The following is a 25,600-nucleotide window of genomic DNA, read 5'->3' as shown; positions in this document are numbered from 1 at the left end:
CGGGCGCCCTCCCCCGCGAAGGGCCGGACGGCGCACCGGGCGGCGGGCCGGAGGGCGGCGCGGTCACGGATGCCGGGCCCGGCGCCGGGCCGGACGCAGACGGCGGTGGCGTCCCGGTGCCGGGACGGGCCTGCACGGGCGCGGTCACCGGACACCCCCCGCGGCCCGGCGGCGGCGCAGCCAGTGGCCGAGCAGCGGCGGCACCAGGACGACGCCGAGCAGTTCGAGCGCGGTGAGGGTGGAGAGCACCCAGTCCTCGGGCCGGCCGCCGATCGCGACGACGGAGGCGGGCACGGCCGCGCCACCGCTGCCGCCGCCGGTGCCGAGCGGTTCGCCGGTCTGCGGGTCGATCACGGCCTGCCCCGGGTCGGTGCCTGCCGCGCCCGGGGCGGCCGTTCCGGTGCCCCCGCCGCCGGTGCCGGACGCCCCGCCGGCCCCGCCGCCGCTCGAACCGCCGGACGAGGAGGAGCCGCCGCTGTTCGGGGCGACGGCCGTACCGTTCTTCACCACGCAGTCCAGCGGCGCGCCCTGCCGGTCGCAGGGGCTCGGCTGCGGTGCGTTCTTCAGGACGGTCAGCTCGCCCGCGGCGTTGAAGGTGGGGTTGGCGCAGTTGCGCAGCGAGTCCGGGTCGACCGGGGAGGCGTTGCCGGGGATGTGCCGGACCTGCAGCATGCCGCCGCGCACCAGGTTGCGCGGGATCGGCGAGTAGCCGAGCTCGTCCGCCTCGCCCTGGCCCGCGCAGAGCACGTGCGAGATGAAGCGGCTGAGGGCGTTGCCCTTCGCGTCGGTGAAGCGCGGCGGCACCGGCCGGGACGCCCCCGCGCGCGGCACGATCAGGTAGCTGTAGCTGGAGACCGGGTACGACCGCGGGTCGGCCATCGTGTAGACGCCGTCGAGGTTCTGCTGCAGGTAGTCCGGGTCGTTCGGCGAGGTGGAGTCGTCGACCCCCTTGATGCGGGCGGCGGTCAGCGCGACGGCGACGTTCGAGGCGGTCGGCAGGCTGTAGTACCCGGCGGGGTTGAGCACCTTGACGACGGGCCAGTTGCTGCGCTTGGCGAAGGCGTACTCGTCGTAGCCGATGGCGCCGAGGCCGGTCGGCGACTGCACGTAGCCGGCGACGACGTCCGAGCCGTTCTGGGCGACCATCCGGCCGGACGGCGGGAAGAACTCGGTGTAGTCGCCGCAGGCGACGCCGTTGACCCGCGCGCAGTAGGCGTCCCACACGGAGCGGTGGGTGTGCTCCATCCAGCGGGTGAACTGGGCGGTGGCGCCGGAGCCGTCCGAGCGCACCACCGGCGTGATCGGCAGCTTCGGCAGGGCCCGCCCGTACTCGCGGGTGATCGCCGGGTCGTCCCAGGAGGTGATCCGGTCGGTGAAGATGCCGACGAGGGTGTCCGGCGAGAGCCGCAGGTCGGTGACGCGCTTGCCGCCGACGACCAGGTTGTACATGAAGGCGGTGCCGCCCGCCGTGATCGGCACGTACGAGTAGCCGTACACCGGGTTCTCCGGCTGCCCGGCGCCGGAGCCCGCGCCGCCGCCCGAGACGCCGCTGTCGGCCTTCGAGCGGAACGGCACGTCGGAGGCGGTGAAGTCGTCCTGGCCGATGGCCCACTGGTTGCGGCCCGCGGCGGAGCCGATCGGGTTGAAGTTGATCTGGATGCCCTGCGGGGCGACGTCCTGGCGCCACTGGTCGATCGCCGGTCCCGCCCAGCTGGAGCCGTCGGCGTTGAGCGCGGTCGCGGCCTGCGCGGGCGCGGCGGCCGTCAGCAGGGTCAGGGCGGCCAGCAGCAGGGCGGCCGCCCGCCGCAGGGGCACGAGCCCGGTCATGGGCACTCCTTCAGGTGGTGGCGGCGCATCAGGCGGCCCTGGTTCCAGGGCGGGAGGTGTCGGGGCGGGAGGTGTCGGGGCGGCGCCCGGCGGGCGGCTCCGCGGCGCGGCGGGCGGCGCGGTCCGCCCGGGCCTGCCGGCGCCGCCGGAGCAGGGTCTGCCGTCCGGGCGGGCGGCCGCCGAGCACCCGGGCGAGGACGAAGAGCACCAGCACCACGGCCATCAGGGTGAGCGCGGCGGCGAACGCGCGCGCCACCATGTCCGGATACGGCTGCTTGACGTAGTTCCAGATGTAGAGCGGCAGGCTGACCTGGTTGCCGTGCAGCGGGTCGAGGTTCATGCCCGCCGTGAAGCCCGAGGTGAGCAGCACCGGCGAGGTCTCGCCGACGCCGCGCGCCATGCCGAGCACGACGGCGGTCGTCAGCCCGGGCCGGGCGGTCGGCAGCACGACGTGCCACACGGTGCGCCACTGGCTCGCGCCCAGCGCGTACGACGCCTCGCGCAGGGTGCCCGGCACCAGCCGGATCACCACCTCGGCGGCCCGGGTGACGATCGGCATCATCATCACGGTGAGCGCCAGCGAGGCCGCGAAGCCGCTCTTCTCCGCGCCGAGCGTGAGGATCACCACGCCCAGCACGAACAGGCCCGCCACGATGGACGGCAGGGCGGTCATCGCCTCCACGAGGGTGCGCACCGGACGGGCCAGACGGCCGCCCACCTCCGACATGAAGACCGCCGCGGCGATGCCCAGCGGCACGGCGAACAGCGTGGCGAGGCCGAGCTGTTCGAGTGATCCGACCACCGCGTTCAGCGCGCCGCCGGAGGTGATCGGGGAGAGCGCGGCGGTGTGCTCCATCGTCTGCGTGAAGAAGTTGGCGTGCCGGGCCGCATCGAGGCCGCGCACCAGCACGTAGCCGATCTGGTCGACGATCAGCCCGACGACCAGCAGCCCCGCGCTCCACGCCACCACGGCGACGACGCGCTCGCGGACGGTCTGCCCGTCCCACTGCAGCACGCCCACCACGGCGAACAGGCCCAGGAACAGGGCGTACCAGCAGAGCAGGAAGCCGAGGGCGCCACTGAAGGGCAGCACCCGCTCGTACAGCAGCCAGTCGAGGGCGAGCGCGCCCGCGGCGGCCGCGCACGGCGACCAGAGGTCGGCGGGCGCGAACCCCCCGAGCCTGACGCGCCGTTCGGGCGGCTCCGGGTCGGCGGCCGCCGGGCGGGCGGTCACCGGCGCCTCGGCGCACGGGAGTTCGGCGTCCGGGGGTTCGGCGTCCGGGGGTTCGGCGTCCGGGGGTTCGGTCACCGGCGGTGCGGCGGGTGTGGCGGTGCTCATCTGGCGTCCTTCGGCTTCCTTCGTGGACCGGTGCGGGCGGTGCGGAGCGGAGCGGGCTGCGGCGCGCGTGGACCGGTGCGGTGCGGTGCGGTGCGACCGGTGCGGGAGCGGAGGTGCGGGCGGTGCGGGAGCGCGTCAGTCCGCCGTCGCGGCGCCGGAACGGGACCGGTTGATGACCACCCCGGCCGCGAGGTTGACCAGCAGGGTGAGGGCGAACAGCACCAGGCCGGCCGCCATCAGCGCGGACAGCGAGAGCGGGTCGGACTCGCCGAACCGCAGGGCGATCAGCGCGGAGATCGAGTTGGCGCCGTTCTCCAGGATGTGGCCGGTGACCTCGAACGACGGCGAGATGATCAGCGCGACGGCGATCGTCTCGCCCATCGCCCGGCCGAAGCCCAGCATCACCGCGCCCACCACGCCGCCCCGGCCGAACGGCAGCACCACCGTGCGGACCATCCCCCACCGGCTGCTGCCGAGCGCGTACGCGCCCTCCCGCTCGCCCTGCGGCGCCTGCGAGAACACCTCCCGGCTCAGCGAGGTGATGATCGGGATGATCATGAGCGAGACGACCACCCCCGCGATGAACGTGGACGAGGTGTACGAGGTGCCGATGTCGCCGGTGCGCACCTCCAGGAACGGCACCGCCCCGCCCAGGTGCAGCGCCGTCCACCGGACGAGGCCGACGATCCGCGGTTGCAGGAAGAACAGCCCCCACAGCCCGTACACGATGCTCGGGATCGCCGCCATGAGGTCGACCAGCGAGATCAGCACCGACCGCAGCCGCACCGGTGCGTACTCGGCGACGAAGACCGCCGCCGTGAGCGAGACGGGCACCGCGATGCAGAGCGCGACGAGCGCGATCAGCAACCCCTGCGGCAGCACCGCGGCGATGCCGAACCGGTGCGCGGCGGTCTGCCAGCGCTGCTCGGTGAAGAAGGACCAGCCGACCTCGCGCAACGCCTGGGAGCCGCGCAGCATCAGGAAGAACGCGATCAGCCCCATGATCAGGAAGACCGACAGGCCCGCGACCCGCAGCACGCCGCGGAACACCCGGTCGCCCGCCGACGCCGGGGCGGCGATGGCGCGCGGCCGGTCGCCGTCGTCGGCCGGGGCCGCACCGGGCGGGACACCGCCGGACGGGCCGGCCGCAGGCGGAACGGCGCCGGACGGAACGGGGGCGGACTCGACGGGGGCGGACTGGACGGCGCCGGGCGGGACGCCGTCGGACGGGACGGGCGGACCGGCGGGTCGGACGTCGGATGCCATCGGGCAGGCTCTCTCCGTGGTCGGGGGTGGCTCGGGCTCGGGCAGGGGACCCGCCGCACGGAGGACCGGGCGGCGGGTACCGGTGTCAGCCGCCGGACCCGGTCAGCCGGTTCCACCGCCTGCGGGCCGCAGCGGTCACCCGTCCGCCCGCAGCCGTCCCGCCGAGGAGCAGCACCGCCGGACCACCGAGGAGCAGCACCCCGCCGGCGACCAGCGCCACCGGCAGGAGGTACCGGGTCGCCCCGGCCCGGTCCGGCGAGGGACGGCCGGCCGCGGCCGACACCGTGCCGCCCGCCGCGCCGCCGGCGGTGCCCGGCGCGGCGGAGGACGCGGCCGCCACCGGGGTGGCACCGCTCCCGCCGGCCGACCCCGCCGCGCCGCCCGTGAGGGAGGATCCGCCGACCGAGCCGCCGGAGCTTCCGCCCGTCGTACCCGCGCCGCCCGTGCTGCCGGACGATCCGCTGCCGCCGGCCGACTGGTTGCCGGGCAGGGCGCCGTCCTGCGCGGCCACGTGCTCCGCGGCCTGCCGGGCCTGCGCTGCCTGGGCGTCCGTCAACGATGCGTAGCCGATGGCCAGTCGGCCCGGCGCCGTGCCGTAGACCTGGCCGCCGCCCGGGTCGGTGACCTGCCGGACGAACCGCGCCACCGCGGCCGCCTTCGGCGCGGCGAGGCCGGCCGTGGGCAGCATCGCGTACTGCACCGTGGTGAGCGGGTAGGCGGCGGTGTCCCGGGCGAACGCGGATCCCCGGTCGGTGTAGGGGAGTTCCTGGGTGCCGGTCGTCGCGTCGACCGGCATGCCCGCGACGGCAGCCTGCAGGCCGGTCAGCGTCGGCGCGACGAAACTGCCTGCTGGGTTGCGGAGTTCCGCCTCGGGAAGGCTCAGCGCCTGGGCGTCGCCGGAGTCCAGCACCGCGAAGAACGACCGCGCGCCGACCGTCTGCACCTGGCACTTGTTGTGGCCGCCGGTGGCCGTCACATCGGTCGACAGGCACGACGGCTGGCTCTGCATGGCATGGCGGGCCACCTCCCCGAGCCCGCCGAGCACCGGGTTCCACTCGTACTGCTTCCAGCTCTGCGGGCCCGAGAAGTCCTGCGGCTGCAGCGCCTCCACCGGATAACCGGGGTACGCCGGACGCAGGTAGAAGGTGTCGAGGTGCATGCCCCACGGGTCCTCGGCGCCCTGGAGGAACTGCCCCGCCTCCGGGTCGGCCGCCAGCCACGAGGTCACCTGGTGCACGAGGTCGGTGGTGCCGCCGACCACCACCGGCGACGTCGCCCGGAAGTCACCGGTGACCACGCAGGACGGCCAGTTGGGCCCCTCCCCCGGCGTGCTCGGGTTGAGCGACCGGAACTCCGGGTCGTCGAAGATGCAGGCGGGGTTGCCGGCCACCGACTCGACGGTGTCCTCGCCGTTGAGCCGGTACGACTGCGTGAGCATCTTCGCCACCAGGCGGGCGTTGAGCCGCAGTCGGCGGATCTGGCGGTGCGTCTCGGCGTCGTCGACCACGTACACGACGGAGATCGAGGTGACGGCCAGCGGCGCGTACACGTACGGGCGCGGGGCCGGGCCGCGGTCGGGGCGGGCGGTCAGTGCCACGTCCGCGCCCGAGCGCCGCAGGAAGCCGGAACGGGCCTGCGGCTCGCCGCCGCCGAAGGTGTACTGGACGTTCAGCGGGTCCTGGCCGTGGCACAGGCCGGCGCGCCACTGCTGCATCGCACGGGTCGCCATCTCCAGTCCGATCGCCGAGAAGTCGGCCGCGCGCGACTCGCAGTCCGCGGCGGACGGGGCGAACGTCAGCGGCACCACCGTGCGGTGCTCCCACGCGCAGGCCTCGCCGCTGCGCCACGGATGGCCCAGGTTCTCGATGAAGAGCGAGGCGTCGGTGGCCTCGTTGAAGAAGAAGTCGTTGTCGCCCGCGTGTTCGGCACAGTTGACGGTGCCGAGCGGGTCCTGGTAGGCGCCGAGCGCGTCACCGCCGTACTCGGGCTCCACGACGATCGAGCAGGGCGTGTCGGCGTCGCAGCCGAGGCTCTGGCTCTGCTGCGAGGTCCACACCTCGACGGCCACCTCGCCGGTGCCGTCCGGCCGGGTCGCCCCGATCGCCATGTTGGAGGGGAACTCCGGTGTCGTCAGGCCCGCTTCCGGGGCGGCCTGCCGGAAGCCCTTCGCCGGGTCGCCGCCGTAGAGCGTCGAGCCGTAGCAGTCGGTCACGGCCGGCTGCAGGCCCCGGCACTGGTAGACCCGCACGGGGTACACGGCGTTGGAGTCGGCGGACCCGTCGTGCGGGTTGCGCACCACCGCGACCGGGCTGCCGAACACGTCCACCGTCGGCGTGAAGCCCCGCCACGAGACCCGCACCACCTGGTTGCCGAGCCCCGTCGCCGGCGACACCGTCACCGAGCCCTCCGGGCCGTACGTGCCGTCGCCGGGCTGCCAGACCGGCGGGCCCGTCACGGTGACACCCGTGTCCGCGTGCGCGGGCGGCGCCCCGCCGAAGCCGAGCGGGCCGACCCCCGATGCCACCACCACGGCCCAGGCGAAGGACACCACGAGGAGCGTCCTCGTCCACCGCGGCCGGAACGGGCGGCGGGGCGGACCGGGCGGGCGGAGTCTCATGGCGGGGCACCTCCGGGTGCGGAACGACAGCGGGTACGGGACGACAAACGGGTACGGGACGACAGCGGGCCGGCCCGGACAGGCCGGTCCCGGCGGGACGGTGGGGATCGCGACGGCCGGGGCGGTCGCTGCCCCGGCGCGACCGGGCGCACGGGCGCAGGACCCACGAGGCAGGACGCAGGCGCTGGACGCACGGCGAAGGACGCACGGCGCGGGCGCAGCGGCCCGGCCGGTCGACGGTGACGGTTCCATTGACCCGCCCGCAGATGGACCTTGATGGACCGTCAGATGTACGGGACCACAACGGTCTTGCCCCCGGAGACGATCCGGGGCCCGGCCGTCGGACGGCGCGGGCCCCGGACGCTCCCGCGCGTCAGGACGCGGGCGTGTAGGTGAGGGCGAAGGAGCCGACCGACTGCCCGGCGGTGAAGAAGGAGGTACCGAGGCGCTGGTCGAGCAGCAGGGCGCCCTCGGCGTCGACGGTCAGCGAGGAGGCCGTCAGCGACTGCACCGCACCGCTGCGGGTGACGGTGTTCTCGCCCGCGGGGTCGAACAGGGCCACCGGCGCGGCGCCGCCCGCGGGCACGCCCGTCAGCTGCCAGGTGTCCGCGCTGAAGGCCAGCTGCGTGAACGCCACCGAGCGGCCGGTCCGCACGTCGACGACCAGCAGACCCCCGCCGAGCTGCACCTGGCCGTAGTAGTCGGTGAGGCTGCCCGTGCCGCCGGTCACCGGGAACGAGCCCGAGAACCCGGCGCTGCCGTCGTACGAGGCCGTGGCCGAGGGCAGCGGCACCGCGACGATCCCGGCGAGCGCGGCCTGCTGGAAGAACGCGTTGCTCTCGGTCACCACGGCGCTCCCGGCGGCCGGGACGGCCGCACCGGCCGACGGGGCCACGGCACCCGCGGTGACCAGGGCGAGGGCGGCAGCGGCCACGGCGGCGGCGAACCGGGCCACGGGACGGGCGGGACGACGGGTGGTGGCGGTGGACATGGGCGGGTCTCCTCGACTGCGGGAACCACACGGGTTCCGGGGATGGCGGGTGGTTCAGGTCGTGCGGATGGTGCAGGTGGTTCACGTGGGTGGTGCGGGAGCGGGGACACGGACCGGCCCGCCCGCCGGAACGACCCCTGGGGTCGCCCGGCGGGCGGGCGGGCTCGGAGCGGGGCCGGCGTGCGGGACCGGCCCCGGCCCGTGTGGATCAGATGTGGGTGACGCTGCCGCAGGCGGCACCCGGGAGGACCAGGAAGCCGTAGCCCGCGATGTCGGCCTTGGCGGTGGTGTTGGTGCAGAGCCAGCCGGAGGTGCCGAAGATGGCGCGCAGCGCGTCGGGCTGCGTACCGGTGCCGGTCCACTCGGCGTGGCGGACCACGTTGTAGAGCACCCGCCCGTAGGAGGTGGCGGCGAAGCCGGCGCTGAGGGTGTTGGTGCCGGTCAGCGGCGCCACGTTGTTGATCTTGCGGACCGTCAGCACACCCTTGTCGTCGGTCGCCGTGACGTGGCCGTTGAGCTGGCCGACGTAGTGGCCGACGGAGTAGGGGAAGACCACGTTGGCGTCGTTGAGGACCGCGTCCGTGCCCTGGTTCTCCTCCGGGCCGGTGACGACGCAGGCGCCCGGGGTGACCGGGGTGCCGCCGCCGATGGCCTTGAGGAAGAACGAGCGGGTGCCGGAGCTGGCCTGCGGCAGGTACGGCTTGATGGTGGCGTTCGGGCCGGTGTAACCCGTGATGTCGGTGATCTGGTTCCAGTTGGTCTTGGTGCAGGTGTAGATGGCCACCAGGTCGGCGGTGGTGAGGTCGGCCGGGGCGTTGCCGCCGGTCGCCTTGGCGGACCACGTCACGGCGTCCTTGGCGAAGGCCACGAAGTCGTCCGTGGTGAGGTCGCCGGTCTGCGGGCCGCGGGAGGTGCGGGCGAAGTCCAGGGTGGCGCTGGTGTTGGCGTTCAGCGCGCTGATGCCCGCGCCGGAACCGTTCGGACGCGCGATGGAGGTGGCGCCGGTCTTGGTGGTGACCGGCGAGGTGCCGGTCGCGTCCCAGCTGTAGAGGCGCGGCGAGGTGGTGTTGCCCGCGGCGGTCAGAAAGGCGTTGTAGTCGGTGGAGAACTGGTTGAACACGGCCTGCGTGGTGTCGGAGCCCGCGCCGACGATCGAGCCGGCGGCCGGGGTGGAGGCCGGGTCGGCGAGCGCGGGAACGGCGGCGAGCGTCGCGAGAGAGGCGGTGATCGCGGTGACGGCGAACAGCCTGGCGGCGTTGTGACGCATGGTGTTCTTCCTCCGGTGGAAGAGACGTACATCGCATGGCCGGGGCACCGGTGGGGCCCTCGGCGCCGGCGGCCATCCCCTGATCGGCCGCCGGCGGCACCGATCCTCACCGCCCGCCGCACCGGGCGGGAAGGCCCGCCGGCTGCGGGCACCGGGGGCGCCGGGGCGGTGCCGCGCCGACCTGGCGGTCGCGTTCCCCCTGGTCGGAGCGGTACCGGCGGCCGGCGGCAGCCGGAGCGCGTGGGGGCCGGTGCCCCGGCACCGTTCTTCTCCAGGTGGCGGCTCGGGGGGCGGCCGGACATCTCTCCGCCACCACCCGGCCCGGGAGAGGGACCGGTGGTGGGGCAGGCCGCGTCTCGGCCCGCCGCACGGCCGAACCGGTGCTGGACGGCCCGGGGGTCCGGCCTCACGGGCGACCCGGCGACCCGGCGTTCAGGCATCCAGGCAACAGGCGTCCCGGCATCCGGGCGTGACGACGCGCCCGGCGGCCGTCACCACCGGGTCGTACCGCCGGGTGCCGGGATACAGCGTCACCGGGTCACGCCGCCGGGTCCTGCGCGCAGCCCGCGCCCTCGGGCCCTGCCATCGGACGCCTGCCTCCGGGCCACCTGCCTCCGGGCTCAGTCGAGCCAGTGCTGCACGTCCTGCAGGCCCGAGCGGAAGCTCTCGATCGTCTGCCGGCACTGGTCCCGCCGAAGGTAGCCGCGGGCACTGCGGGCGATGGGCTCGGGCTCGGGCGCGCCGGGCCTGGTGCTGCGGACGGGCGGCAACGCCGTCCATCCCCAGAGCTGCGGGCCGAGCAGGCCGAGCCGGTACCGGAGGGCGGTCCGCTCGCGGAGGAGCTCGCGCAGCGAGTCGGCGAGCTGGGCCTCGTCACGGAAGGGCCGGGCCGAGCAGGCCAGCTGTCGTCCGTTCACGGCACGCATCGTCCAGCCGACGGTCCCGTCGGCGCCTCGGACGGCGAGGAGCCGGGCACGCCGCTTGGCGGTCACCTCCGGCCCCCGGGTCCGGCGGGGCTTCGTCCGCCCTGCTTCACCAGCAGGGCGACGAATCTTCGGAACGCGTTCTGACAGGTCGCGTACCGTTCGTACGCGCGGTGCGAACGGACCAGTGCCGCCCCGTTCGGGCCGGGTACCACCCAGACCCAGCCCAGCCCGTCGCGGACGTGCGTGATCCTGGCGACCAGTGCCGGCGCGGCCTCGACCAGGTCGGCGAAGGCCCGTTCGGCGTCGGCCGGCGACGCGTGGACGGGGAGCGAGACGGCGACCAGCCGACCGTTCTGCGCCTTCAACTGCCAGCGGAACCGTCCGCCTCCGACGGGCTCGGCCAACAGGCCGTCCCACTGCTGCGACCGCTCGCCGCCGTCGTGTTCACGTGCCGAACCCTCCACTGTCCCGCCCCTGTGGTTCGCACCCCGCGGGCCCGCGCCACCGGGTCCCGGGGCGGTGGCGGCGCGGACATCGTGCAAAGACTTGACCAAGCAGGGTCACGCTACGTGTGCACCGTGCATACCGAAAGCTCGATCGAGCCCCAACCACTCTTCTTTACGGGGAAGTTCTCCCCCATTAAGGAGACGTACCGTCGGGCGGGTGTCTGTCACCCCGCCGGCGGGTCGGACGGGCATCCACCGGGTGAGGCCCGCCGCGCGTCGCCGCGCATGCCGCGGCGGTACGACCGGCGGTGGCTACTGTGCAGCCATGCCCACCCACCACTCCCCGCGCGGGCCCCGCCTGCGCCGGCTCGCCGACCGCCTCGGCGTGCAGTACCGCACCCCGTTCGAGCCGCAGTACGACCCGGCTCACCGCACGTGGACGCTCCGCTGGTACGACGGCCCGCCGCCGGCCACCGTGCTGGCCGCCCTCCGCTCCGCCGGGCCGGACGCGAACGGCGTACTCGTCCGACGCGACCTCACCACCCGTTCGCTGGCGCTGGCCGCCCTGCGCGAGACCCGCGCGGGCGCCATGCACCGGTGGGTGGGCAGCTGGGGCCAGCGCTACCACCTCGCCCAGCTGCTCGCCGACCAGGACCATCCGGACCGGCCCGCCGGGCCGCGGGAGGCCGCGATGCTGGAACGCCTGCTGCAGGCCGCCACCGGCGGATGGTCGGTGCCGGACGAGTCGAGGGCGTTCGAGCTGATCGCCCGGGACGGCATCGCCTGGCTGCTCCCCAGCGACCGGCTCGCCGGGCCGGACGACGCCGACGGCCTCGCGCTGGGGCCCCTGGAGTACCTCACCTCGCGGTACGCGGCAGGCGTGCACCGGGCCGCGTGGGAGACCGCCCTGACGCTCATGCCGCTGCGGTCGGCGGTGCTCGCCGCCCAGGCCGACCCGGAGCCGACGGCGGACGCGGCGCGGGCCGCCCTGGCCCTGCTGCCCGCGCTGCGGGCCCAGATCAACGGCGAGCTCGACCGGGCGCAGGCCCAGCTCGCCGGGGTGCTGCAGCCGCAGGACTGACCGGGCGGGCGCGGTCGGCCGCCCGGGTCAGGCCTGCCGGTGCCCCTGACCGGTGACCGGTGGCTTGTGGCCCGTTACCCGTGACCTGTGGCTTGTGACCTCCCGTCAGAGCCCCGCATCGCGGGCGAGCAGCGCGGCCTGGACACGGTTGTCGCAGCCGAGCTTGGCCAGGATGCGGCTGACGTACGTCTTCACGGTGGCCTCGCTCATGTGGAGGCGGCTGCCCGTGTCGGCGTTGGAGAGGCCCTCGCCGAGCAGGTCGACGACCTCGCGTTCGCGTGCGGTGAGCACGGCGAGGCGGCCGCGGGCCGCCTCGCCGCGTGCCGTGGCGGGGCCGGCGGCGAGGCTGTCCACGATGTGCCGGGTGGCGGCCGGGGAGAGGAAGGCGTTGCCGCCGGCCGCGGCCCGTACCGCCTGGATGAGTTCGCCGGGGGCGGTGTCCTTGAGCAGGAAGCCGGCTCCGCCGGAGGAGACCGCCCGCAGGACGTTCTCCCGCTCGCCGAAGGTGGTGAGGATGAGGGCGCGGGTGCCGGGGGCCGCCCGGGGGAGCTCGGCGAGGGCGGTGAGTCCGTCCATGACGGGCATCTGAATGTCGAGCAGCACGACGTCGACCGCGTGGGCGCGGGCCAGGGCGAGCGCCTCGCGGCCGTCGCCGGCCTCGGCCACCACGTCGATGTCCTCCGCCGAGGTGAGGATCATCCGGATGCCGGCCCGGATGAGCGGTTCGTCGTCGGCGACGAGGACCTTGATCACGGTTGCGGCCTCCTGTGCGGCGGTACGGGTCGTCACCTGGCAGGGTAGTGCTGCTTCTCGGCGAGCCGGCCGTCGGCGAAGCAGAGCCGCAGGACGGTCTCGTGTTCCAGCGTGCCGGTCTCCTCCCCCGATATGAACCAGTCGCAGCTGGCCCCGGTCGGCACCGGCGGCCCCTGGGTCCGGTACTCGCCGGTCATCAGCTCGCTGCCCGCGGGCAGCCGGGAGCGCACCTCCCGCTCGCTCTGACCGACCCTCAGCGCGTCGTACGTGTCGCGGGGCAGGGTGGCGTTGCCGAGCACCTCGAAGAAGAGGAAGGCCCCCCACACCACGATGCCGAGGGCGGCGAGCAGCACCAGGCCCGCGCCGAGGGCGCAGCCCAGTGCGGGGCTCCGGCGGGTGGCCGGGTCGGGCGGCACCGGCAGGGCCGTCTCAGGTTCGTCGTCCGGGCCGGGGATGCCCGCCGCGTCGTACGGGAAGACGCCGGCCAGCCGGTAGCCGCCCTCGGGGGTCGGGCCCGCGTGCACCATGCCGCCGAGCAGTCGGGCTCGCTCCCGCAGGCCGGTCAGGCCCTGGCCGCCGCCGATCGCTCCTTCCGCCGGGGCGGGCGGCGGACCGTTGTGCACCTCCACCACGAGGGCGTCCGGCTCGTAGCGCAGGGAGACGGAGACGGGCGCGCCGGGGGCGTGCTTGTGGACGTTGGTCAGCCCTTCCTGCACGGTGCGGTAGGCCGCGTGGCCCGCGGCGGCGGCGAGCGGCCGGGGGTCGCCCGAGCGGTGCAGCGAGACGTCCGCGCCCGCGGCCCGGGAGGTCTCGGCGAGCTGCTCGACGGCCTCGACGCCGCCGGCCTGGCTGAGGGTGTCGTCGCGCAGCAGGCCCACCACCTCGCGCAGTTCGCGCATCGCGCCGGAGGCCGCCCGGCGCAGCACGGAGACCGCCTCCCGCTGGTGGTCCGTCAGGCTGCGGTCGACCTCCAGCGCGCCGGTGTGGACGGCGATGAGGGCGAGCTGGTGACCGAGGCTGTCGTGCATGTCCTGGGCGATCCGGTGGCGTTCGCGCAGCCGGGCCTGGTGGGCGATCATGGCGCGTTCGCGCACGAGTTGCGCGTTGCGCTCGCGCAGGGCGGCGAGCAGCGCGACCCGCTGGGCGCGGTACCGGCCGATGACGGCGGGCAGCACCGCGAGCAGCAGGAACCCGATCACCGAGATGAACAGGTTGGCCCGCACCGGCAGCTCGTCGGTGTTGGACCACAGCGAGGTGGTGAGGACGGCGGCCAGGGAGGTGCCGAAGACCGCGCCGAGCAGCGGCGGGCGGGCGATCCGAAAGCCCGCGGACCAGCCGGCCACGACCAGCACGGGCGCGAAACCGCCGAGGACGCCCACGCCGACGCCGACGAGCACCAGGACGGCGGCGGGCAGGCCTCGGCGCAGCAGCAGGAGCACCGCCGCGGCCAGGCCGACGGCCGCCGCGGACGCAGCGGACGTGTCGGCCAGCTCGACGAGGGCGGCGAGCCCGCCGAGCAGCAGCACGGTGGCGGCCTCGGCGGCGATGCGGCGCCCGTCCCAGGGGCCGGGCAGGACGCGGCGCAGCAGCGCCCGCGGCGCCGAGCCGGCCCGGGCGGGAACGGCCCCGCCGCGGGCGCCGGGCAGCGGTCGGCCGGGGCGGACTGCGGTCGTCTTCGAGGTCACGGGCCGAGGCTAGCGGCCGCCGCGGAGGCGCCGCCGTCACCCTCCGTCTCGACCTGCCGCGACGAAAGTCGTGCTCCGCGGCCCTCCAGCGGCACGCCCGTCCGACCGAAGTGGACAGGGGCACCCCCGACGGACATCCGAAGGTCGGAGCACCCTGGCACCGCACACCGACGCCGACGCCGACGCCGACGAGCACCAGGACCGCGGCGGGCAGGCCGCACGCAGCCCGCACGCACCCGGCCGCCGGACGACACTCACCCGGACGACACTCACCCGGACGTCACTCGCGCCGGACGAGGAGCAGCGCGATGTCGTCGAGCCGCTGGGCGGTCCGCCGGGCCCGGCTCACCAGCCGGTCGGCGAGCAGGTCGAGGCTGCCGGTGCCTCCCGTCCCGACCGTCGGGTGGTGCACGTCGCGTCCGCCCCCCGGCTCGTGGTGGCCGCCCGGGGTGTGGTGGCCGCCTGCCGGGCCCGGCCCTGCGAACAGCGCGGGATCGCTGTGGGCGAGGGAGGTGCGGAGCTCGTCGATGCCCGTGTCGATCGCGGTGGAGGGCGTCTCGACGAGGCCGTCGGTGTAGAGGGCGAGCACGGCGCCGACGGGCAGGTGCAGCCGGGTGGTCGGGTAGTGGGCGGTCCGGTCGACGCCGAGCAGCGGGCCGCCTTCGAGGTCGACCAGTTCGGTACGGCCGTCCGGGCGACGCAGCAGCGGTGGCAGGTGGCCGGCCCGGACGCCGTGCGCGCGGCCGTCGGTCGGGTCGAGGTGGATCAGGCAGCAGCTGGCGAGCAGTCCCGGGTCGAGGTCGACGAGGAGGTGGTTGGTGCGGACGAGGACCTCGGCGGGCGGGCTGCCGCCCGAGGCGAAGGCGCGGACGGCGCTGCGCAGCTGCCCCATGATGGCGGCGGCTCCGACGTTGTGGCCCTCGACGTCGCCGATCACGAGGCAGAGGCCGTGCGGGGTGGCGATGGCGTCGTACCAGTCGCCGCCGATCTCCATGCCGCGGGTGCCGGCGAGGTAGCGGGCGGCGATGGTGATGCCGGGGACGTCCGGGAGGCGGTGGGGCAGCAGGGCCTGCTGGAGTCCGCGGGCGAGGGCGAACTCGGCGTCGTAGAGGCGGGCGCGTTCGAGGGCCTGGGCGATGAGGCCGCCGAGTGCGGTGAGCTGCACCCGGTCCTCGGGGGTGAAGGTGCGGGGCTGCTCGAAGCCCAGGATGAGGCTGCCGACGGGGTGGCCGGAGGCGATGAGCGGCAGGAAGGCCCAGGCCCGCATCTCGTCCTGGGGGATGCCCGGGTAGGCGGCGAGGAGTTCGCCGGACGACTGGAAGAACAGCGGTGCTCCGGTGCTGAGGGTCTCGGTGCCGGGCAGCCGGGCCCGCATCGGGGTGGCCTCGAACCGGTCGAGGAACCCCTCGGGGTAGCCGCTCTGTGCGACGAGGTGCATCCGGCCGTGCTGGGCGAGGTAGACGGCGAGCTCCTGGCCGCCGAAGCCGGGCAGGATCTGCTCCAGCACGGTGTCGCAGACCTCCTGGACGCTCACCGCCTCGGTCAGTGCGCTGGCGAGCTGGAGCAGGTGGTACGTGGCGCCGAGGCTGGCGGGGGTGGCGGGCGGGGCCTCGGGCAGCGGGGCGGGGTGGTCCCCGGTGCCGGCGGGGGCCGCCGCGGCGAGGACGCGCCCGGTGACGCCGTGCGCGTCGGGGTAGAGCGAGAAGGCCAGCCAGTGGTCGGGGGGCCGGCAGGCGAGGAACGCGGTGGGCCGGCGGGAGAGCATCGCGGCCCGGTAGCGGTCCTCGTACGCCGGGTCGGCGAGCCAGGCGAGGACGTCCCAGGGGTGCCGTCCGAGGAGTTCGTCGCGGCGGGCCTGGAGGAGCATCTCGGCGGTGCGGTTGGCGTAGACGACCATGCCCTCGGCGTCGAGCGCGAAGACGCCGTCGCGGAGCCGTTCGACGGCGGCGACGGCGGCCGATCCGGCCGAGTCGTCCAGGACGACGATGACCAGGTGCGTGCCGTCCGCGACCCGCCGGGCGCGCAGCTCGACGGTGCGGTGCCCGCCGCGGGCGTCGCGGACCCGCACCGGCCGGTCGAAGGGCCGCCCGTCGCGGGCGGCGCGGCGCAGGTCGACGCGGAGGAGCGGTACGTCCTCCGGTGACAGCCGGCCGAGGAGCGTGGCGCCGCGGCCGTCGAAGGCCGCCGGGTCGATGCCGAGGATGCCGCACAGCTCGTCGTCGACGGTGACGGTGCGGCCCCGGATGTCCCAGTCGAAGATGCCGACCCGGGTCGCCGGGCCCGAGGGCGGGGGCAGCTGCACCACGGTGGGCTCGGCCGCCGCGGCGACGACGCCGTGGCCGTAGGAGCCGAGGGCGGTCGCGATGCGGTTGGCGGAGCTGCGGAGCTGCCGCCTGGCGCCGGGGGGCAGCCCGGCCTCGGCGCTGGGCCACAGCACGCAGAGCACCCCGTGCACGCCCTCCCGGGAGGCGATCGGGGCGGCGGCGAAGGAGTACGCGTAGGGCAGGCCGACGGAGAGCCGGGGGAAGCGGCGCATGGTCTCGTCGGGGTCGACGAGCACGATGGTGCGTCCGGTGCGGTACGCCTCGCTGGGCGGCAGCGGGGCCGCGACGGCGATCCGCCGGAAGGCGCTGAGCAACGGGAGCGGCACGCCGACCACGGTGCTGAGCACGAGGGAGCGGCCGTCCGCGGAGGGCAGGTAGAGCAGGCCGCCGTAGCCCGCGGTGACGTCGACGGCCCGGGTCAGGGCTTCGGCGAGGAGCCGTTCGAGTTCGTCGCGCTCGGCGGTGGCCCTGGCCGCGGCGGCACGGGCGGCGGCCTGGGCCGCGGCGGTGAACGCGCCCGGGGCGGGCGGTGCGGCTGCGGGGGTGTGCGGCTCCACGGAGGCGGCCGGAGCCGCGGCCGGGCCCGCGGAGGACGCGGTGACGGGAGCGGGAGCGGTGACGGGAGCGGTGACGGCACCGGCCGGGTCCGCGCCGGTGGCGGATCCGTCCGGCGCGTGGCTCCGGTCCGGGGCGTCGCGGGGCGCGGGGCCATCCCGGTTCCCGGTGTCGGCCCCCGGCCTGCCTTCAGCCGGCACACCCAGGCGCATTCTCCCTCTCTAGCCCCGGTGGTCCGAAGGTGTCAACCGGAGGTGTGCGTTCCGGTACGCGGTGGACGGCCCAGGAGGACGTGCGCGGCGGACGACCCGGGCGGGCCTGCGGCGCACGACCGGCGCCGGGCGGCGACGGAGGGCGACGGAGGGCGACAAGTCGACCACGTGGTGCCACGTCCCGGTCTCGCCTCCGCCGACACCTCCGCCCACCCGTCCCCCCGTCCACCCGCCGCGATCACAGCCGCAGCCGGGCGGGGCCCTAGCACGGCAGATCGCCTGCGCGCGGCCGACACTCCGGCAGATCGGCCGCCCGTGGGACGCTCGACGGTCGACCGGTTGGTACCTGTCGGGCCCGGGGATCATCCGCCGGTATGCAGATCGGATCATCAGGTAGTCATCGCGTCGCACCCGCACTCTGGGTCGGCCTCGCCCTCGCCCTGACGGCCTGCAGCGCGTCCCCACCGCCCGCCCCGCCCACCCACCCCACGACGAGCTCGGCGGCACCGCTGCCACCCGCGGCGGTCGAACTCCCCGGCCGGGCCGGCCAGCAGGAGGTCAACGCCGCCACCGCGGCCCTCGCCCGCGACCTGGCGGACCGCAGGGCCCAGGCGAAGGCCCGGAGCTGGGGGCTCGAACGGCTGCCGCGCACCGCGCCGCCCCCGCCCGGGCAGCGCCCGGCCGTCGCCGCCGGACAGAGCGGCGTCATCCTCCGGCCCGGGCTGCCCCCGGTCGTCCAGCGGGTGCCGACCGACGACCGCGTCATCTTCCTCACCATCGACGACGGCGCCGCCAAGGACCCGGAGTTCGCCCGGATGACCGCCGAACTCGGCATCCCCTACAGCACCTTCCTCACCGGCTACCTCGCACGTTCCGACTACGGCTACTTCCTCGGCCTCGGCGGGAACGCCCGCGTCGCCGTCAACAACCACACCCTCGACCACCGCGACATGCGGCGCCTCACCCCGGCCGACCAGCGCGCCCAGATCTGCGGCCAGCAGGACGAACTCGCCCGCGCGACGGGCATCCGTCCCCAGCTGTTCCGCCCGCCGTACGGGGAGTACACGGACGACACGCTGCGGGCCGCGCAGGAGTGCGGCATCCGCGCCGTACCGCTCTGGAACGAGGAGGCCTTCCCCGACCGGATCGAGTACCGCTACGCCGACCACCGGCTGTACCCGGGCGACATCGTCCTCACGCACTTCCGCGGGCCCGGCGAGTGGTCCGGCACGATGGCCGACATGCTGCGCCGCGTGCTGCGCACCGCCGACGAGCAGGGCTTCACCCTCGCGCTCCTCGACGACTACCTCTGAACCGGGACGGGTGCGGGCCGTCCCAGCATCCGGAAACCCCGGGCAGGGCCGCGCACGGCCGTGATCGACTGGCGGCCCCGCACGGAAGGAGCCCGCCCATGCTGCCATCCCTCGACGGCCTGGTCTTCTCGCCCATCGCACGCGCCGAGCACGGCGAGGCCGACCCGGGGACGAGCTTCGCCTACCGCGAGCAGGACGACCGCGTCTGGGCCTCCTACCAGGGCGGCGACATCGCGCACGGCCACCTCGTCGGCACCCGGGACGGCGACACCCTGGACTTCCGGTACGTCCAGCTCAGCCGGGCCGGCCGCACCAGCAGCGGACACTGCGTCAGCCGGCTGTCCCGGCTCGCCGACGGCCGGCTCCGGCTCGACGAGACCTGGCAGTGGGAGTCGCGTCCGGGTGCGGGCACGAGCGCCGTCGAGGAAGTCCTGCCGCCCGCGTCCTGACGTCCGACCCCGAGGAGAGACCCGACCCGTGAGCACCGACGCCCTCAACCTCGTCCTGCCCGGCTACCAGAACTCCGGCCCCGCCCACTGGCAGAGCCGCTGGGAGGCCGCCGACCCCGCGTTCGTCCGGGTCCGCCAGGACGACTGGGACCACCCCGACCTCGATGCCTGGACCACCGCGCTCGACAAGGCCGTCGACGCCGCCGGACGGCCCGTCGTCCTGGTGGCCCACAGCCTCGGCTGCATCGTCGTGGCGCACTGGGCGGCCGGCCGCGACACGGCCGCCGGCGTGCTCGGCGCCCTGCTCGTCGCCCCGGCCGACGTCGACACGGCGGACGTCCCCGACCTCTTCGGCTTCCGTCCGGTGCCGCTGCAGCCGCTGCCGTTCCCCAGCACCGTCGTCGCGAGCAGCGACGACCCCTGGTGCGCCCCCGCCCGGGCCGCCGTGTTCGCCGAGGCGTGGGGGTCCCGGCTGGTCGACCTCGGCGCGTACGGGCACGTCAACGCCGACTCGGGCCTCGGCGACTGGCCCGAGGGCCGCCGCCTCCTCGCCGGAGTCGTCCGGTAGCACCGCCAGGACGCCCCGGGTTTCCCGGACGCCCCGGCGCCACGGCGCGGGGGCGTCCGTCCGCTCTCCCGTCCGTCCGCTCTCCCGTCAGGCGGTGATGCCGCCGGCCGGGGTGCCGCCGGCCTCGTCGAAGGTGAACTCCCGCAGGAGCGTGCCCCAGCGGCCGCCCTCCCGCCGCCAGACCAGGGTGTGGAGCACGGCAGCGCCGTCCCTGACCCGCCGCACGACGACGGCCCCGTGGCCGTCGTGAACGCGTGCGGCCAGCAGACGGACGTCGTCGAGCGTCCCTCCGACGGTGCACCCCTGCGCCCGCAGGGCACGGAATCCGGCCAGGCACCGGTCCTTCGCCACGGTCACCACGCGGCCGGCGTCGCAGCGGACGCTCGCGAACTCCGGGTCGTACAGCGCGTCCAGCGCCTCCACGTCCGCGGCCTGTCCGGCGTTGAGGTACTCCCACACACGGTCCACGAGCTGCTGGTCCACGATCGCCCTCCCTTGCTCCCGCCGGGCCCGCGGGCCCGGGGGCGGTGCGGCCCCCGGGGCACGCCTCCGGCCTCGTCCCCCCACGGTCGCAGGGCGCACCGGCAGGACACCGACAGATCGCTGTCACCCCTCGGCGCACGACGGCCTGCGCGCCCCCGAAGCGTCCCTCCGCCACGGACGCGGAGGCGGCGATCAGCGCCCGCCCCTCGCCGTTGCAGAGGTCGAGCCATGCCCCGGGCTGCCGAATCAGGCCGGTTTCCCCCACCGGTTCGGTCATGGCCACACCCTGCGGGCTGCGCGCCGGGCCCCGCCTCGGGCGTCCGGCGGCCCGGCCCTAGGGTGGTGGTCCGACGAACCGTCCGGCCCGCCCGACCCCGTGCGCAGCGAGGAGAGCACCCCCATGACCGCGACACCGCAGGCCGCCGTGGCGTACGTGACGAGCCGTGAGGCGCCCGACCTGGAGAAGGCGACGGCGCTGGCCGCGTTCGCCGCGGCGGGCCTCGCGGCGGAGGCCGTGGAGTGGGACGACCCCGCGGTGGAGTGGTCGCGCTACGGGGTGGCCGTGGTCCGCAGCACCTGGGACTACACCTGGCGGCGCGCCGAGTTCCTGGCCTGGGCCGGACGGGCGTCCGCGGTGACGCGGCTCTGCAACCCCGTCTCGGTCCTGGAGCGCAACACCGACAAGACCTACCTGCGTGATCTCGCCGCGGCCGGGATGCCCGTCGTACCGACCGCCTGGGTCGCCCCCGGGCAGCGGCTGACGGAGGCTGCGGCGCCGTGGCCCGAACTGGTGGTGAAGCCGACCGTCTCGGCGGGCGCCCGCGACACCGTGCGCACCACGGACCGGGAGGCCGCCGCGGCCCACGCCGCCGCACTGACCGCGGCCGGGCGCACCGCGATGGTGCAGCCGTACCTGCGGGCGGTGGACGGCGAGGGCGAGACCTCGCTGGTGTTCATCGGCGGCGACCTCAGTCACGCGGTGCGCCGCGGACCGATGCTGTCCGGCCCCGAGGGCCGGTTCGCCGACGAGCTGCGGGAGCCGGACGCCGACCAGCTGACCGTGGCCGAGCGGGTGCTCGCGGCGGTGCCGGAGCGCGCCGACCTGCTCTACGCCCGGGTCGACCTCGTCCGGGGCGAGGACGGCGCGCCGGTGGTCATCGAGCTGGAGCTCACCGAGCCGCGGCTGTTCCTGCAGTACGACGCCGCGGCCCCGGGCCGGCTGGCGTCCGCGGTGCGCGCGCGGCTGGCCTGACCCGCCGTTCCGGCGTCCCGCCCCGGTGGCGGCCGTGTGCCCGGGCCCGCCTGTCGGTGCCCCGTGCGACGCTGGCAGCACGCGGCGTGACAGCCGTGGACCGGCATCGACGAGGGGACAGCGATGGGCACGCAGGCCGAGGGTTCGTTCACGGTGGACAGCTGGGAGCCGGAGGTCGTCGACGAGCAGCCGGGGGCGACGCTGGCCCGGGTGCGGCTCACCAAGACGTTCGAAGGCGCGCTGACCGGCACCAGCACCGTGGAGATGCTGAGCGCCGCCGACGGGGACGGCCAACCTGCCGCGTACACGGCGTTCGAGCGGTTCACCGGTGAGCTCGACGGCCGCAAGGGCAGCTTCGTGCTGCAGCACAGCGCACCCGGCAGCGGCGGCGAGCGGCTGGCCGTCAGGGTGGTGCCCGGCACCGGCACCGACGGCCTGGCCGGGATCACCGGCCGGCTCGACATCCGGATCGACGACGCGGGAGTCCACACGTACGTCTTCGAGCACGAGCTCGGCTGAACGCGGTGCGGGCCCGCACCCCCGGTCCGGGGATGCGGGCCCAGGGGCACGCGGTACAGCCGTCAGCCGTGCACCGGGTCAGCTGCACATCGGGTCAGCCGTGCGCCGGGTCAGGGCTCAGCGGGTCAGGGCTCAGCGGGTCAGGGCTCAGCGGGTGAGGCCGGCCTTGACGGAGCAGACCGGCCAGGCACCGGGGCCCTGCGCGGCCAGGACCTTCTCGGCGACGGCGATCTGCTGGGCCTTGCTGGCCTGGTGCGCGTTCGCGGCGTAGGCGTGGCCGCCGAAGGCGCCCCAGGTCTGCGAGGTGAACTGCAGACCGCCGTAGAAGCCGTTGCCCGAGTTGACCGCCCAGTTGCCGGTCGCCTCGCACTGCGCGACCTTGTCCCAGGTGGAGACCGGCGCGGCGGAGGCGGTGTTCGCCGTGACGAGGCCGGCCACCGGCAGGACGGCCAGCGCGCCGCCCATGACCGCCATCCGCACCCGGCGCTTGCCCGGGGTGGCGGTGGTGGTGCCGGCGGTGGCGGTCTCGCGACGGAAGATCATACGGTTCCTCTCGGTGTCCCGGGCGGTTCCGGGCGGGCCACGACCGTACGGCCGGACCCTGCGTCGACAGGCCCAGTGGTGGGCCTTGCGTTCCTCGGTGCTGCGGAACCCGCTCCTTCGGCCCGGGGGCCGCGGTGGCTCGCTGCACTGGTTTCGAAGCTACGAGGCCGAACCGGACAAATCCAGCATTTCGGTTTCACCGCAGGCCAGAGCACCGTTACCACCGGTACGACACCCCACCGACCCCCACCGTTGAGCCACCCACCACCCACCACCACCCCCCGATGTGGCCCCCGTCACCGAAAAACCCCCGTGACCCCGCCCACACCATCGACAGACCGTCACCACCACCCCACCCCCCGCCCACCACCCACCCCCACACCACCACCCCCGACATGGCCCCCGTCACACGGAGCCGGTGGCGACCCCGTCAGCCGGTCGGCCAGGCCAGCCGGACGGCGAAGCACAGCACCAGGCCGTAGCCGAACGCGTACGTCACGCGACGGGTCCGGGCGGTCAGCCGAGTGCCCGCGAAGGCACCGGCCGCGGCCAGCACCTGCTGCCAGAGGAGCGAGGCCACGAACACCGCCCCGGCGAACACCGCTGCCGTCGCGACCCCGGAGGTGGCAGCACCCCGGGCGGCGGTCAGGGCGGTGAAGTAGAGCGCGGTCGTGGGGTTCACCAGCGTGAGCACGCCGAACCGGAGGAAGGACCGCCGGGCCGACCCCGGATCGGCCGTGGCCCCCACCGCCGGACCGTCCACCCCCGCGGCACCCACCCCCGCGCCGTCCGCTCCGGAACCATCTCGCACCGAACCGCCGCGCAGCGACAGCAGGCCGCGGACGGCGATCGCCGCGAGCACCACGCCCGCGCCCAGCCGCACCCACGCCTCGCCGCCGCCGAGCAGTCCGGCGAGCCGCGGCCCGACCAGCACCGCCACCGCCGCGTACAGGAGGTCGACCAGGGCGACCGCCGTCGCGGCACTCGCGCCCCGGCCCAGGCCCCGGCCGCCCTCCTGCAGGAGCAGCACGCCGACCGCACCGAGGGGCATCGCCACGCCCAGCCCTGCCGCGGCACCCGCCGCAGCCGTACTCACCAGGGAATCGACCATCGCGCCAGGGTGGCGGAACGTGCCGTTCCGGCGCGACGGATTTTCGGCGCCGATGGCCCCGCCGCGGGCGCGGACACGGCTGCGCACGCTGCTGACGGACCGGGCCCGGGGTCGGCTACTGTCCATCGCACGGATTCCCGGTGTGATTTTCCGTTATCCGGTACCCGCTGCCCGATCTCCTAGTACGACAGCAGCACAGGGCCGGACGACGGCCGACCGAGAAGGTGGACCACGCGATGGACAGTGACCGCGCAGCGATGCTGGTCGTGCAGGCCCGGGCCGGGGACCAGCGGGCCACGGACGAGCTGATCAGCGGGCACCTGCCGCTGCTCTACAACATCGTCGGGCGGGCGCTGGGCGGGCACCCGGACACGGACGACGTCGTCCAGGACACCCTGCTCCGGGCCATGGACGGCCTGCCGGGGCTGCGCGAACCGGCCGGCTTCCGCTCCTGGCTCGTCGCCATCGCGATGAACCAGATCCGCCGCCGCCACCAGGACCGCATGCAGGCCACCGCGGGCACGGACCTCGATGACGCGTACGGCGTGGCCGACCCCGGCGCCGACTTCGTCGACCTCACCATCGTGCGGCTCGGCCTCTCCGGGCAGCGCCGGGAGGTCGCCGAGGCGACGCGCTGGCTCGACGTGGCAGACCGCGAGCTGCTCTCGCTGTGGTGGCTGGAGGCCGCCGGCGAACTCACCCGCACCGACCTCGCCGCGGCGATGGAACTGCCGCCGCAGCACGCCGCAGTCCGGGTGCAGCGGATGAAGGGCCAGCTGGAGACCGCCCGGGTCGTCGTCCGGGCACTGGCCGTCGTCGACCGCTGCGCTCCGCTCGCGGAGCTCACCACCCGCTGGGACGGCGCGCCCAGCGCGCTGTGGCGCAAGCGCATCGCCCGCCACGCCCGCGAGTGCAGCATCTGCTCGCGCCACTGGAGCGGGCTCTTCCCCGCCGAGGGGCTGCTGGCCGGCCTGGCGATGGTGCCGGTGCCGATGGGCGGCTCCGGTGCGCTCGCCGGGGCGGTCGCGCACGCGGCCGGACACCCGGGGGCGGGGGCCGCGGGCGGCTCGCCCACGCACGGGCTGCCGACCGTGCACCGCCGCGGCGGGGCCCGGCGCGCGGGTTCCCGCGGGGGTGCGCACCGCGCGGCCGGTGCGCGTCCGAGGATCCCGCTCGCCGTCGGCGGCACCGTCGCGGCCACCGTGGTGACGGCCGCCATCGTGGCCGTCGGCCTGCCCGACACCGCCGGCCGCACCGCCGCCGTCGAGCCCCCGCCCCCGGCCGTCACGGCACCGGCGACGCCCTCCCCCACCCCTTCGCCGAGCCCCTCGGCCTCGCCGTCCCCGAGCCCGACCCTCTCGCCGAGCCCGAAGCCCAAGCCCACCCGCACGGCGACCCCGAGCCCGAGCCCGACCCGGGCCCGGAGCGCGAGCCCGACCGCGCTCGGCATCAAGCAACAGGTGCTGAAGCTGGTCAACGAGGAGCGGAGCAAGGCCGGCTGCACCCCGGTCGAAGCCGACGCCGCGCTGGAGACGGCGGCGCAGCGGCACTCGGACGACATGGCGGCACGCAACTTCTTCGACCACACGAACCCGGACGGCCAGGGCCCGCAGCCGCGCATCGACGCGGCGGGCTACAAGTGGAGCAGCTGGGGCGAGAACATCGCGCGCGGCCAGGCCGACGCCGCCGCGGTCATGAACAGCTGGATGAACAGCCCCGGCCACCGGGCCAACATCCTCAACTGCGGTTTCACCGACCTGGGCGTCGGGGTGCACCTCGGCACCGGCGGCCCGTGGTGGACGCAGGACTTCGGCTCCGCTCCGTGAGCGGGGGTCGGCCGGCACACGGGTGACGGCGGGAGGCGTGGGCGGCCCGTGCACAATGGACGGCGGGCCCGCACCGCGGACGCGCGGGCCCGGAGACGAGGGAGCTGTCGTGAGCGAGGCCGTGCGGGACGAGCGGACCAAGCGCCGGGCCATGATGATCCGGGCGTCGATCTACATCGCGGGCACGCACCTCTTCGCCGGCTTCGTGATCCTGCTGTTCACCCTGGGCGGCCGCCGCTGACACGGC

22 protein-coding genes are annotated in these 25,600 nt (G+C 75.5%); 8 read left to right on the top strand and 14 right to left on the bottom strand.

Going from position 1 to position 25,600, the window contains the following annotated elements:
• Positions 1-144: 144 nt before the first annotated feature.
• From OG335_RS31505 to OG335_RS31470, 8 genes are all read right to left on the bottom strand, one after another.
• On the bottom strand, positions 145-1,827 hold the full coding sequence (locus OG335_RS31505; protein ID WP_405014528.1) for a substrate-binding domain-containing protein: 1,683 nt from the start codon (positions 1,825-1,827) through the stop codon (positions 145-147).
• A gap of 28 nt (positions 1,828-1,855) precedes the next feature.
• Positions 1,856-3,166 (bottom strand): phosphate ABC transporter permease PstA, encoded by a 1,311-nt coding sequence (pstA, locus tag OG335_RS31500; RefSeq protein WP_405014527.1) that lies wholly within the window; start codon positions 3,164-3,166, stop codon positions 1,856-1,858.
• Between the two features lie 135 nt (positions 3,167-3,301).
• On the bottom strand, positions 3,302-4,432 hold the full coding sequence (gene pstC, locus OG335_RS31495; protein ID WP_405014526.1) for a phosphate ABC transporter permease subunit PstC: 1,131 nt from the start codon (positions 4,430-4,432) through the stop codon (positions 3,302-3,304).
• Positions 4,433-4,517: 85 nt separating this feature from the next.
• The gene (locus tag OG335_RS31490) at positions 4,518-7,049 is read right to left on the bottom strand and encodes a hypothetical protein (protein ID WP_405014525.1); all 2,532 of its coding nucleotides are present in this window, start codon (positions 7,047-7,049) and stop codon (positions 4,518-4,520) included.
• 373 nt (positions 7,050-7,422) lie between these two features.
• Complete coding sequence (locus OG335_RS31485; protein ID WP_405014524.1) at positions 7,423-8,040, bottom strand: hypothetical protein; 618 nt, start codon at positions 8,038-8,040, stop codon at positions 7,423-7,425.
• Between the two features lie 208 nt (positions 8,041-8,248).
• Positions 8,249-9,307 (bottom strand): PstS family phosphate ABC transporter substrate-binding protein, encoded by a 1,059-nt coding sequence (locus OG335_RS31480; RefSeq protein ID WP_405014523.1) that lies wholly within the window; start codon positions 9,305-9,307, stop codon positions 8,249-8,251.
• 620 nt (positions 9,308-9,927) lie between these two features.
• Positions 9,928-10,224 (bottom strand): hypothetical protein, encoded by a 297-nt coding sequence (locus OG335_RS31475; RefSeq protein ID WP_405014522.1) that lies wholly within the window; start codon positions 10,222-10,224, stop codon positions 9,928-9,930.
• Positions 10,225-10,295: 71 nt separating this feature from the next.
• Positions 10,296-10,637: a hypothetical protein gene (locus tag OG335_RS31470; protein ID WP_405014521.1), complete on the bottom strand. Its 342-nt coding sequence runs from the start codon at positions 10,635-10,637 to the stop codon at positions 10,296-10,298.
• A 367-nt stretch (positions 10,638-11,004) separates the two neighbouring features.
• Between OG335_RS31470 and OG335_RS31465 the strand changes: the two genes are divergently transcribed.
• Positions 11,005-11,760, top strand: coding sequence for a hypothetical protein (locus tag OG335_RS31465; RefSeq protein ID WP_405014520.1), 756 nt, complete (start codon positions 11,005-11,007; stop codon positions 11,758-11,760).
• 105 nt (positions 11,761-11,865) lie between these two features.
• On the opposite strand, the gene OG335_RS31460 is transcribed toward OG335_RS31465, so the two are convergent.
• From OG335_RS31460 to OG335_RS31450, 3 genes are all read right to left on the bottom strand, one after another.
• Positions 11,866-12,513, bottom strand: a complete 648-nt coding sequence (locus tag OG335_RS31460) for a response regulator (RefSeq protein WP_405015594.1) — start codon at positions 12,511-12,513, stop codon at positions 11,866-11,868.
• Between the two features lie 32 nt (positions 12,514-12,545).
• On the bottom strand, positions 12,546-14,198 hold the full coding sequence (locus OG335_RS31455; protein WP_405014519.1) for a sensor histidine kinase: 1,653 nt from the start codon (positions 14,196-14,198) through the stop codon (positions 12,546-12,548).
• A gap of 280 nt (positions 14,199-14,478) precedes the next feature.
• The gene (locus OG335_RS31450; protein ID WP_405014518.1) at positions 14,479-17,079 is read right to left on the bottom strand and encodes a SpoIIE family protein phosphatase; all 2,601 of its coding nucleotides are present in this window, start codon (positions 17,077-17,079) and stop codon (positions 14,479-14,481) included.
• 584 nt (positions 17,080-17,663) lie between these two features.
• Between OG335_RS31450 and OG335_RS31445 the strand changes: the two genes are divergently transcribed.
• The 3 genes from OG335_RS31445 to OG335_RS31435 all read left to right on the top strand — a co-directional run bounded on the left by OG335_RS31445 (position 17,664) and on the right by OG335_RS31435 (position 19,619).
• On the top strand, positions 17,664-18,602 hold the full coding sequence (locus OG335_RS31445; RefSeq protein WP_405014517.1) for a polysaccharide deacetylase family protein: 939 nt from the start codon (positions 17,664-17,666) through the stop codon (positions 18,600-18,602).
• 98 nt (positions 18,603-18,700) lie between these two features.
• Positions 18,701-19,051: a hypothetical protein gene (locus OG335_RS31440; protein WP_405014516.1), complete on the top strand. Its 351-nt coding sequence runs from the start codon at positions 18,701-18,703 to the stop codon at positions 19,049-19,051.
• Between the two features lie 28 nt (positions 19,052-19,079).
• Positions 19,080-19,619, top strand: a complete 540-nt coding sequence (locus OG335_RS31435) for an RBBP9/YdeN family alpha/beta hydrolase (RefSeq protein ID WP_405014515.1) — start codon at positions 19,080-19,082, stop codon at positions 19,617-19,619.
• Between the two features lie 87 nt (positions 19,620-19,706).
• Here OG335_RS31435 and OG335_RS31430 read toward each other — a convergent pair whose 3' ends face one another.
• Positions 19,707-20,102: a nuclear transport factor 2 family protein gene (locus OG335_RS31430; RefSeq protein ID WP_405014514.1), complete on the bottom strand. Its 396-nt coding sequence runs from the start codon at positions 20,100-20,102 to the stop codon at positions 19,707-19,709.
• A gap of 400 nt (positions 20,103-20,502) precedes the next feature.
• Between OG335_RS31430 and OG335_RS31425 the strand changes: the two genes are divergently transcribed.
• Both OG335_RS31425 and OG335_RS31420 read left to right on the top strand, forming a co-directional pair.
• Positions 20,503-21,354, top strand: coding sequence for a RimK family alpha-L-glutamate ligase (locus OG335_RS31425; protein ID WP_405014513.1), 852 nt, complete (start codon positions 20,503-20,505; stop codon positions 21,352-21,354).
• 123 nt (positions 21,355-21,477) lie between these two features.
• Positions 21,478-21,873 (top strand): DUF3224 domain-containing protein, encoded by a 396-nt coding sequence (locus OG335_RS31420; protein ID WP_405014512.1) that lies wholly within the window; start codon positions 21,478-21,480, stop codon positions 21,871-21,873.
• Positions 21,874-22,020: 147 nt separating this feature from the next.
• On the opposite strand, the gene OG335_RS31415 is transcribed toward OG335_RS31420, so the two are convergent.
• Both OG335_RS31415 and OG335_RS31410 read right to left on the bottom strand, forming a co-directional pair.
• Positions 22,021-22,416: a transglycosylase family protein gene (locus OG335_RS31415; RefSeq protein ID WP_405014462.1), complete on the bottom strand. Its 396-nt coding sequence runs from the start codon at positions 22,414-22,416 to the stop codon at positions 22,021-22,023.
• A 430-nt stretch (positions 22,417-22,846) separates the two neighbouring features.
• Positions 22,847-23,527, bottom strand: a complete 681-nt coding sequence (locus OG335_RS31410; protein ID WP_405014511.1) for a lysine transporter LysE — start codon at positions 23,525-23,527, stop codon at positions 22,847-22,849.
• A 236-nt stretch (positions 23,528-23,763) separates the two neighbouring features.
• Between OG335_RS31410 and OG335_RS31405 the strand changes: the two genes are divergently transcribed.
• Positions 23,764-25,353: a sigma-70 family RNA polymerase sigma factor gene (locus tag OG335_RS31405; protein ID WP_405014510.1), complete on the top strand. Its 1,590-nt coding sequence runs from the start codon at positions 23,764-23,766 to the stop codon at positions 25,351-25,353.
• 109 nt (positions 25,354-25,462) lie between these two features.
• Positions 25,463-25,594 carry a DUF6126 family protein gene (locus OG335_RS31400; RefSeq protein ID WP_405014509.1) on the top strand — a complete coding sequence of 44 codons (132 nt, stop codon included), beginning with the start codon at positions 25,463-25,465 and terminating at the stop codon, positions 25,592-25,594.
• The last annotated feature ends 6 nt before the right edge of the window (positions 25,595-25,600 follow it).

This window comes from Kitasatospora sp. NBC_01539, from assembly GCF_045040525.1.
Lineage (GTDB): Bacteria > Actinomycetota > Actinomycetes > Streptomycetales > Streptomycetaceae > Kitasatospora.
The sequence above is the reverse complement of the archived record's forward strand: the minus strand, read 5'-3'. Positions and strand labels throughout refer to the sequence as shown.